The 249-nt window shown below is 47.4% G+C and carries 1 tRNA gene; it reads left to right on the forward strand.

The features are described 5' to 3' along the window. Window positions 1-5 precede the first annotated feature (5 nt). Window positions 6-81 (forward strand) — tRNA-Ala (locus AAC854_RS23605). The last annotated feature ends 168 nt before the right edge of the window (window positions 82-249 follow it).

Below are 249 nucleotides of genomic sequence, written 5' to 3' on the forward strand. Positions count from 1 at the left end.
TCAATGGGGCTATAGCTCAGCTGGGAGAGCGCCTGCCTTGCACGCAGGAGGTCAGCGGTTCGATCCCGCTTAGCTCCACCATTACCTCTTTCATGAAAATGATTTCAGAATGTACCGGCTAAGGCCGGTGTATTGTGAAATATTGCTCTTTAACAATCTGGAACAAGCTGAAAATTTGAAACAATCCGTGTCATTGAAAAATGGCAGGGATGAGTCTCTCAATACTCCAGTCCGAAGACACCTTCGGGT

This window comes from Xenorhabdus entomophaga, assembly GCF_037996725.1.
In the GTDB taxonomy this organism is placed as follows: domain Bacteria; phylum Pseudomonadota; class Gammaproteobacteria; order Enterobacterales; family Enterobacteriaceae; genus Xenorhabdus; species Xenorhabdus khoisanae.